This is a genomic window from Crossiella sp. SN42 (assembly GCF_023897065.1).
Taxonomy (GTDB): Bacteria; Actinomycetota; Actinomycetes; order Mycobacteriales; family Pseudonocardiaceae; genus Crossiella.
In genome coordinates, this window is sequence record NZ_JAMHIV010000021.1 from 184,067 (window position 1) to 192,493 (window position 8,427).

General features: G+C 74.2%; 6 protein-coding genes. 1 reads left to right on the forward strand and 5 read right to left on the reverse strand.

Going from position 1 to position 8,427, the window contains the following annotated elements:
• Positions 1-29 precede the first annotated feature (29 nt).
• A complete protein-coding gene (locus tag M8C13_RS25440) occupies positions 30-686 on the forward strand; it encodes a LytR C-terminal domain-containing protein (protein ID WP_252483198.1) in 657 nt (218 codons plus the stop codon).
• Between the two features lie 22 nt (positions 687-708).
• On the opposite strand, the gene M8C13_RS25445 is transcribed toward M8C13_RS25440, so the two are convergent.
• The 5 genes from M8C13_RS25445 to M8C13_RS25465 all read right to left on the reverse strand — a co-directional run.
• Positions 709-2,931: an AAA family ATPase gene (locus tag M8C13_RS25445; protein ID WP_252483199.1), complete on the reverse strand. Its 2,223-nt coding sequence runs from the start codon at positions 2,929-2,931 to the stop codon at positions 709-711.
• A 10-nt stretch (positions 2,932-2,941) separates the two neighbouring features.
• On the reverse strand, positions 2,942-3,916 hold the full coding sequence (gene pssA, locus M8C13_RS25450; RefSeq protein ID WP_252483216.1) for a CDP-diacylglycerol--serine O-phosphatidyltransferase: 975 nt from the start codon (positions 3,914-3,916) through the stop codon (positions 2,942-2,944).
• 1 nt (position 3,917) lies between these two features.
• Complete coding sequence (locus M8C13_RS25455) at positions 3,918-4,631, reverse strand: phosphatidylserine decarboxylase (protein WP_252483200.1); 714 nt, start codon at positions 4,629-4,631, stop codon at positions 3,918-3,920.
• Positions 4,632-4,697: 66 nt separating this feature from the next.
• Positions 4,698-6,608: a M48 family metallopeptidase gene (locus M8C13_RS25460; RefSeq protein ID WP_252483201.1), complete on the reverse strand. Its 1,911-nt coding sequence runs from the start codon at positions 6,606-6,608 to the stop codon at positions 4,698-4,700.
• 102 nt (positions 6,609-6,710) lie between these two features.
• Positions 6,711-8,427: M48 family metallopeptidase (locus M8C13_RS25465; protein ID WP_252483202.1), on the reverse strand; the 1,717-nt coding region annotated here is incomplete at its 5' end.

Below are 8,427 nucleotides of genomic sequence, written 5' to 3' on the forward strand. Positions count from 1 at the left end.
GCTGACATCAGCGTTCTCGGAGGCAATGCATGAGCTCGGTGGAGCCGTCCAGCGCATCCCGCCCACTGCGGGTCGCGGGGCTGGCGGCCCTAGGCGTCGCGGGCGTCGCACTCGTGCTGGGCGTCGTGACCCTGTTCGCCAACAACGGCACCGAGGATCCGCAGAACGGCGCCCAACCCGGGCCGACCACCAGCACCTCGGCCGACCCCGGCCAGCCGACCACCAGCAGCGGTGACCCGGCGCCGACCAGCACCACCTCCGCGGAACCGCCGCCGAGCACCTCGTCCTCGACCAGCCAGCAGCCGACGCCGAGCACCAGCGCCGGGCCGCCGCCGGGGACCAGCAACCAGCCGCCGCCGAACCCGCCGAAGGCGCCGGTGCGGGTGTACAACAACTCCAACGTGAAGAACCTGGCCGACCACGCCGCCGAGGACCTGCGCAACGCCGGCTACCCGATAGACGAGGTCGGCAACTACTCCTCGGGGATCATCCCGACCACCACGGTCTACTACCGGCCGGGCACCGACGAGGAAGCCGCGGCGAAGTCCCTCGCCAGGGCCTTCGGCATCCGCGCCGAGCCGCGCTTCGACGGTCTCAAGGACGCCAAGCCCGGCCTGATCATGATCGTGACCAGGGAGTACAAGCCCGGCAGCGGCGGCGGCAAGGACGGCGGCAACATCAAGTAGCCGCCGCCGGCGCCCCGGTGGCTCAGTCGCCCTGGCGGTGCCGGTCGGCGTAGGCGGCCAGGCTGGCCAGCTGCGCCGGGTCCAGCGACGGGCGGACCGCCTTGCGCGCGGTGTCCAGGTGCGCCGGGGTGACCTCGGCGGCCTCCAACGACTCGCGCATCGCGGTCAGCGCGGCCTCCCTGATGAGTGCCGCGCAGTCGGCCGCGGAGTAGCCGTCCAGCTCGATGGCCAGCGCGGGCAGGTCCACCTCCGCGGTCAGCGGGGTGTGCCGGGCCGCCGACTTGAGGATCTCCGCGCGCGCCTCGGCGTCCGGCGGCGGCACGTAGACCAGGCGCTCCAGCCGTCCCGGCCGCAGCAGCGCCGGGTCGATCAGCTCCGGCCGGTTGGTCGCGCCGATGATCACCACGTCGTTCAGCGGCTCCACCCCGTCCAGCTCGGTGAGCAGGGCGGCCACCACCCGGTCGCCGACGCCGGAGTCCGAGGACTGGCCGCGGCGCGGCGCGAGCGCGTCCACCTCGTCCAGGAACAGCAGGGTGGGCGCGGCGTCGGCGGCGCGGCGGAACAGCTCGCGCACCGCCCGCTCGGACTCGCCGACCCACTTGTCCATCAGCTCGGCGCCCTTGACCGACATCACGTTCACCCGCCCCGACCCGGCCAGCGCGCGCACCAGGAAGGTCTTGCCGCAGCCGGGCGGGCCGTACAGCAGCACCCCGCGCGGGGGCTGCACGCCGAGGCGGGCGAAGGAGTCCGGGTACTGCAACGGCCACAGCACCGACTCGGTGAGGGCCTGCTTGACCTCGGTCATGTCGCCGACGTCGTCCAGGGTCAGCCCGCCGGTGGCCAGTGCGTCCGAGGCGGACATGGAGATCGGCCGCACGGTCTGCGCCGCGCCGAGCAGGTCCTCCTGGCCGATCCGCGGTTCGGCCGCCTCCCGCTGGCGCAGCGCGGCCCGCACCGCGGCGTCCCGGCGCAGCGCGACCAGGTCGGCCACCACGAAGCCCGGGGTGCGCTCGGCGACCACGGACAGGTCCACCCCGTCCTCCAGCGGGGCCTCGCGCAGCAGCACCCGCAACAGCTCGGTGCGGGTGCGGGCATCCGGCGGCGGCACGGTCAGCTCGCGGTCCACCAGGTCGGGATCGCGCAGCTTCGGGTGGGTGCCCTCGGGCGAGGCGGTGGTGGCCACGATGGCCAGCCCGGTGGTGTCCACCGCGGCGCGCAGCGCGTCCAGCACCACGGTGGCCAGCGGCGGCGGGTCGTTGGCAGGCAGCAGTGCCTCGATGTCGGCGATGAGCAGCACGCACGGGGTGTTGCGCCGGGCCTTGGCCACCGCGGCGTTGATCGCGTCGTGCGCGCGCTGGCTGGCCGCGGCGGGTTCGAGCGCGGCGGCGCTGGGCGCGACCAGCTCGATCACCTCCGCGTCCACCGCGGCGGCCACCGAGCGGACCAAGGTCGACTTGCCGACCCCTTCCGGCCCGCTGACCAGCACACCGAGCCGGGCCGACGCGCCGAGCCTGGCCAGCAGTTCGGGGCGGCGGAAGGACAGTTCCAGCCATTCGGTCAGCCGCCGGGCCGCGTCCTGCGCGCCCACCAGGTCGGCCACCGGCAGCGGCGGCGCGGCGGGCGCGGGCGGCGCGATGGCCGCCGGGGCCGGGATCGCGGGCCTGGCGGCGGGCGGCGGCTCGCCGGTGCGCGCGCCGTCCCGCCAGCTGACCACGGTGGAGGGCTGCACCGCGACCACGCCCGCCGGCTCGGTGGCGGTGATGGTGAGCAGCTCGTTGGTCCAGGTCAGCCCGATCGCGCGGGACAGCTTCTGGCGCGCCGCGCTGACGTCGGAGCCGGGCGGCGGGGCCAGGTCCTGGGGCAGCAGGGACACCGCGTCGCCGGTGGTGATGACCTTGCCGATCAGCGCCAGCCGCACGGTCTCCGGCGAGACCCCGGTGCTGGCCAGCCGGGACCCGGACACGGTGACCGCGCGGGCGGCGGCCACCGACACCGGCGCGACCACCACCTCCGAGCCCTCGGTCAGGCCCAGGTTGGACATGGTGATGTCGTCGGTGAGCACCACCCCGGTCGGCACGTTCCCGTCGGCGGCCGCGGCCAGCGCCGCGGTCACCCTGGTGCCGGTCAGCCGGACCGCGTCCCAGGCCCGCAGGCCCAGCGCGTCCAGCACCTCGGGGTGCAGCCGCACCACACCGCGGCGGGTGTCCAGTGCGGAAGGGGAGTGCCGGACCGTCAGCGTGATCACCCTGACGACACTAGTCGGGCCGCGAGTCCCTGCGCCGCCGTTCGTTGCGACGCAGGCCCAGCTGCCGCCAGTGGCCGCGCTGGCCGTCCGGCCGGTCCGGGGTCACCAGCAGGTCGCCGTCCGCGCCCCGCCGTCCGCGCCGGACCGCCTTGACCGCGGCCCCGGCCACCCGGCGGCGCAGCGGCGGCCGCAGGCCCAGCCTGCGGGTGCTGCGCCGGATCGCCCGCCGCTCCTTGGCAGGCACGTCCCAGGCCTCGGGGTGCTTGGCCAGCCAGCGGTAGCGGTAGATCGCATACGGCACGTGCGCCAGGTAGACCACCGCGGCCACGGCGAGCAGCAGGAACGGGTAGTTGATCACGATCGCGGCGGCGATGCAGACCAGCGCCAGCAGCGGCGCGATGGCCTTCGGCGAGACCTTGACCGTCTTCAGCGACAGCGTGGGCACCCGGCTGATCAGCAGGCCCGCGATGAACACCATCCAGACGTAGAGCGCCACCGGGTGGGTCCACCAGCCTCGGCTGGTCTCCAGGGTCACCACCAGCGGCAGCAGCGCCACCAGCGCGCCTGCCGGGGCGGGCACGCCGACGAAGAACTCCTTGGTGAACGGCGGTTGCTCGGTGTCGTCCAGCAGCGTGTTGAACCTGGCCAGCCGCAACACCATGCACACCACGTAGACCAGGGCCGCGGTCCAGCCGGTCGGGTTGCCGTCGAAGCCCCAGACGAAGAGCACCAGCGCGGGCGCGACGCCGAAGGAGATGGCGTCGGCCAGCGAGTCCAGCTCGGCGCCCATCTTGGAGGTGGCGTCCAGCATCCGGGCCAGGCGGCCGTCCAGGCTGTCCAGGATCGCGGCCGCGCCGATGGCGATCACCGCGAACTGGAACTGCTTCTGCAGGGCGAACTGCACCGCGGACAGCCCGGCGCACAGCGCCAGCACGGTGATCGCGTTGGGCAGCAGCCGCACCCCGGGTGCGGTCCGCGCGGGCACCTCAGGCACCCGCGGGAAGCTCGGCCAGCACCGTCTCCCCGCCGATGGTGCGCTGGCCCTGCTGGACCAGCACATTGCTGCCCTTGGGCAGGTAGATGTCCACCCGCGACCCGAACCGGATCAGGCCGTAGGTCTGGCCGACCTCGATCCGCTGGCCCGCGGTGACCTGGCACAGGATCCGGCGCGCCACCAGCCCGGCGATCTGCACCACCACGACCTCGGCCCCGGTGTCGGTGCGGATCAGCAGCGAGTTGCGCTCGTTGTCCTCGCTGGCCTTGTCCAGGTCGGCGGAGAGGAACTTGCCGGGCCGGTAGGCCACCTGCGTGATCTCACCGGAGACCGGCGCGCGCTGCACGTGCACGTCGAAGATGGACAGGAACACGCTGACCCGCTGCACCGGCTCGCTGCCCCACTCCAGCTCGGCCGGGGGCACCGCGGTGTCGACCAGGTAGACGGTGCCGTCCGCGGCCGCGGTGACCACGTCGGTCCTGGCCGGCGCGACCCGCTTGGGCTCGCGGAAGAACCAGGCCACCCAGGCCGTGACGATCATGCCGAGCACCCCGGCCTTGCGCGAGAACCGGCGCAGGATCAGCGAGGCGAGGAACGCGCCGGCCACGAACGGACGGCCGCCTGGGTGCATCGGCGGGACCGTGCTCTTGGCCAGATCAAGGAAGTGGGCGATCGTGCCGGAGCGGGGTCGCGAATCGTCAGTCATGGGGTCGGCTCGTCCTGGTGTCGGGTGGGCAGAGACGCCAAACGGTAGCCGAACCGGACAGTAGGACTACCCGGCGGTTGCCTCCGCGGCCTGCGCGCGGTGCGCCAGCAGAGCGCCAATGCCCTCGTAGGGCTCACCGTGGTCGGTGGTCTCCGTGGTGCTGCGCACACTCAGCTCGCCACCGGTCAGCCGCAGGTCCGCCGTCCAGCCCCACGGCCGTGGCCCGAGCTTGCCGCTGACCACCTCGTCGATGCCGATCCACCGGCTGTCCGGCCGGTCCCGCTGCGGGCCGAAGCCCTGTTCCAGCAGCGCCTCGACCCGGTCCGCCTCGCGCTTGGCGGTGCGGCCCAGCGCGTTGGACACGCCCCGGTTCAGCGCCTTCGCCCGCTGCACGGGCACCAGCAGCAGGCCGTTGTCGCAGACGAACAGGTCGTAGCGGCCCTCGCCGGACTTGACCGAGGTGAAGATGCCGAGCACCTCGGTGCTGGGCGCGAACTCGACCTGTTCGACCGCCTCGGCCAGTGGCACGCCGAGGCCGGTCAGCCAGTCGCGCAGGCCGTCGTGGTCGTTCCCGGCCAGCGCGGTGGCGATCCGCTGGTGCACCTCGAGCTCGTCGCCGTCGCCGTCGCGGACCACCCACGGGCCGCTCCAGTTCAGCTCGAAGCTGGCCTTGCCGTGCCGGACCAGCAGCGCGAGCACGGTGTCGCCGAGCAGCTGCACGAGGATCTGCCGGGCCGCCTCGGCGCGCTCTCCGGGCGGGGTGGCCGGGTTGACCAGCGGGGCGACCAGCTGCGCGCCCTGCCCGCGGCGCACCACGCCCAGCAGCTCGGTCAGCGCGCCGGTGGTGGCGAAGCCGCCGTCCACCGCGGTCTTGGCCAGCACGCCCGCGTTGCCGGTGACGTGCGCGGCCCCGGCCAGCTCGACGATCTCCGGCCAGCTCGCCCTCGGCCCGAGGTCATCGGCCAGCAGCTCCTGCTCCAGCCTCGGCACCGCGGCGGCCTCGCCGAGCAGCGCCCAGGCCGGACGGGTGTCGGTCATCGGCGGCACGTCCGGCAGCTGAGCCAGCGCGGCCACCCTGACCCGGGCCGGGGGGTGGCTGTCGAAGACCGAGCTGGGCTCGGCGTCGAAGAGCTCCTCCTCCAGCTCGGCCAGCCGCGCCTGGTTCTGCTCCTCGGTCAGGAAGGCGCGGAAGCCGGCGAGCAGCTCGGGCGTGCGGCCGGCCTCCGGCGCCAGGCCCACGAACGCCTCGCTGTACTTGTCCCAGGCCGCATCCAGCGCCGAGCTCTTGCGCAGCGCGCTCGCGGTGGCCGCCTTGCCCGCCGCGGTCACCGAGGCCGCGTCCGCCTGAAGTTCCTGCGCCCGGTTGGAGGCCTTGGCCACCAGCGTGTACAGCTGCGCGTAGCGGGCCAGCAGCCAGCCCACCAGGCTGCCGCGCAGCTCCTCCAGGGTCTTCTCCAGCGCCGCGGTGGCCCGGTAGGTCAGCGCGGACAACCGGGTGTGCCCGTGGCTGTAGTGGCCCAGCTCGTGCGCGAGCACCGCGCGCAGCTCGGCCACGGTCAGCCCGGCCAGCAGCGGCAGGCCGATCATCAGATAGCGCTTGCCCGCGCGCAGGCCGAGCAGGCTGGTGTCCTCCCAGACCGCGGCGTTGACCTCGGGCACCAGCCGGATGTCGTCCGGGCCCCGGGTGTCCGCGGCCACCGCCAGCTCGTCCACGGTCCGCCACAGCTCCGGGTACTCCGCGCGGAGCAGCTGCGCGCCGTAGGGCTCGTCGCGCACCTTGAGCACCTTGCGCAGCGCCGCGCCGACCGCGACGGCCACGCCGATGGCGGCCAGGCCGACCTGGACGCTCGCCGGGCCGTGGCTTTCGGTGAACAGCCAGATCGCGAACAGCGCCAGCCCGGCGGTCAGCGCGAGGACGAGCACGAAGAAGCCGAGCAGCACCACAAGTGCCGCGACGGCGCGCAGCGGAGCACGCACCAGAGACCTCCGGGAGCGGGCAGAGTCGACAGGGAGTTCGCCAGCCCCCGACGTACTGGCTGGCGGCAGTGTGCCGTCCAGCCGCCACGCCGGGCAAGTCCGTTAGACGGCCGCTTTGGCCTGGAAGAACGCGCGCAGGCCCGCGTGCGCGTCGCCGTAGTCCTCGGTGAAGTTGGTGATCGCGAACTTCAGCGGGGCGCCCTCGGCGAACTCGATGGTGAGGTAGCCGACCGTGCGCTTGCGGCTGAACGAGCCGCCGGAGACCTCGGCCAGCGGGATCCAGTCCGCGCCCTTGACCTCGCGCAGGGCGCGGTAGCCGCGTTCGGTGAGCAGCGCGATCCGCTTGCGCTCCATGCGTTCCGAGCCGCCGATCAGCCCGCCGAACCCGCGCTTGAACCACACCCAGCGGGACAGCGGCAGCACCAGCAGCCCGCTGCCGTAGACCAGCAGGTCCTTGGGCGCGCGGCCCAGCTGCAGCGAGCTGAACACGCCGACCAGCGGCGGCTCGGTGTCCTCGACCTCTTCCTCCGGATCGAGGTGGCAGACGAACCGCGGCGGCACGCCCAGGGCTTGCAGGTTGCGGCCCAGCGCGTCCACCAGGTTCCGGTCGGCCACCGCGGGCCCGGTCAGCCGGGTCGCGTCGAAGCGCCGCCCGTCGGACAGCCGCACCTGCCACGGCCCGCCCCAGTCGAGCTGGTGGTAGGCCCGCCCGGACTCCAGCAGCGCGGTGACGATGGTGTCCGCGAGCAGCTCGGCGACCACCTCCGCATCGGTCGCGCCCGGCCAGCGCACCGGCTCGGCCAGTTCGGCCACCTGGCCGCGGCGCAGCGCCTGCACCACCTCGCCGATCGCGCCGGTGCGGCCAAGTCCGCTCTCCAGCACCGCCTTGGCCAGCAGCCCGGCCCCGTGCCGGGCCTCGGCCGCCGCGGCCAGCCGCACGATGTCCGCCCAGCTGGCCCTCGGGCCCAGCTCGCGGGCGATCAGCGCGGACTCCAGCGCGGGCACCGTGGTCCTCGGGTCGGTGAGCAGCGCCCAGGCCGGGCGGGCGTCGGCGTCGAAGGCCTCCTCCTCGACCTCGGCGATCGCGGCCAGCCTGCGCCGCATCGACGGGTGGCTGTCGAAGGCCGACTCCGGCTGGTTGTCCAGCACCTGCTCGACCAGCTCGGCCAGCCAGTCCCGCTGGGCCGGGTGCACCAGGAAGGAGTGGAAGCCCAGCAGCAGGTCCGGGGTGCGGTCGGCCTGGATGGCCAGCCGCGCGTACCTGCGGTTGAACGCCTCCCAGGCCGGACCCAGCGTGCTGATCGCGCGCAGCGCGTTCGCCGCCGCGTCCCGGCCCGCGGTGGCCACCATCACCCGGTCCGCCTGCAGCTCCTGCGCGCGGGTCGCGGCCTTGGCCACCAGCGCGTACAGGTGCGCGTAGCGGTCGAGCACCCAGCGCACCGGGCCGCGGTCCAGCCGGTCGACCGTGCGCTCCAGCGTCTCCGCGCCCCGGTAGGTGACCGCGGCCAGCCTGGTGTGCCCCCGGCCGTAGTGGCCCAGCTCGTGCGCGAGCACCGCGCGCAGCTCGGCCACGGTGAGCCCGGCCAGCAGCGGCAGGCCGATCATCAGATAGCGCTTGCCCGAGCGCAGGCCGAGCAGCTTGGTGTCCTCCCGCACGGCCGCGTTGACCTCGCCGATCAGCGTGATCTCATCCGGCGGCCTGGTGCCGGCCAGCTCGGCCAGCTCCTCCACCGCGTGCCACAGCTCGGGCTGGTCCCGCCGGGTCAGCCTCGGCCCGCTCGGCGGTGCCAGCCGCGTGTTCAGTGCGCTGACCAGCGCG

Bases quoted from the DNA above. Each gene is read 5' to 3' on its own strand.
- M8C13_RS25440 (WP_252483198.1), top strand. From the start codon at position 30: ATGAGCTCGGTGGAGCCGTCCAGCGCATCCCGCCCACTGCGGGTCGCG.
- M8C13_RS25455 (WP_252483200.1), bottom strand. From the start codon at position 4,631: ATGACTGACGATTCGCGACCCCGCTCCGGCACGATCGCCCACTTCCTT.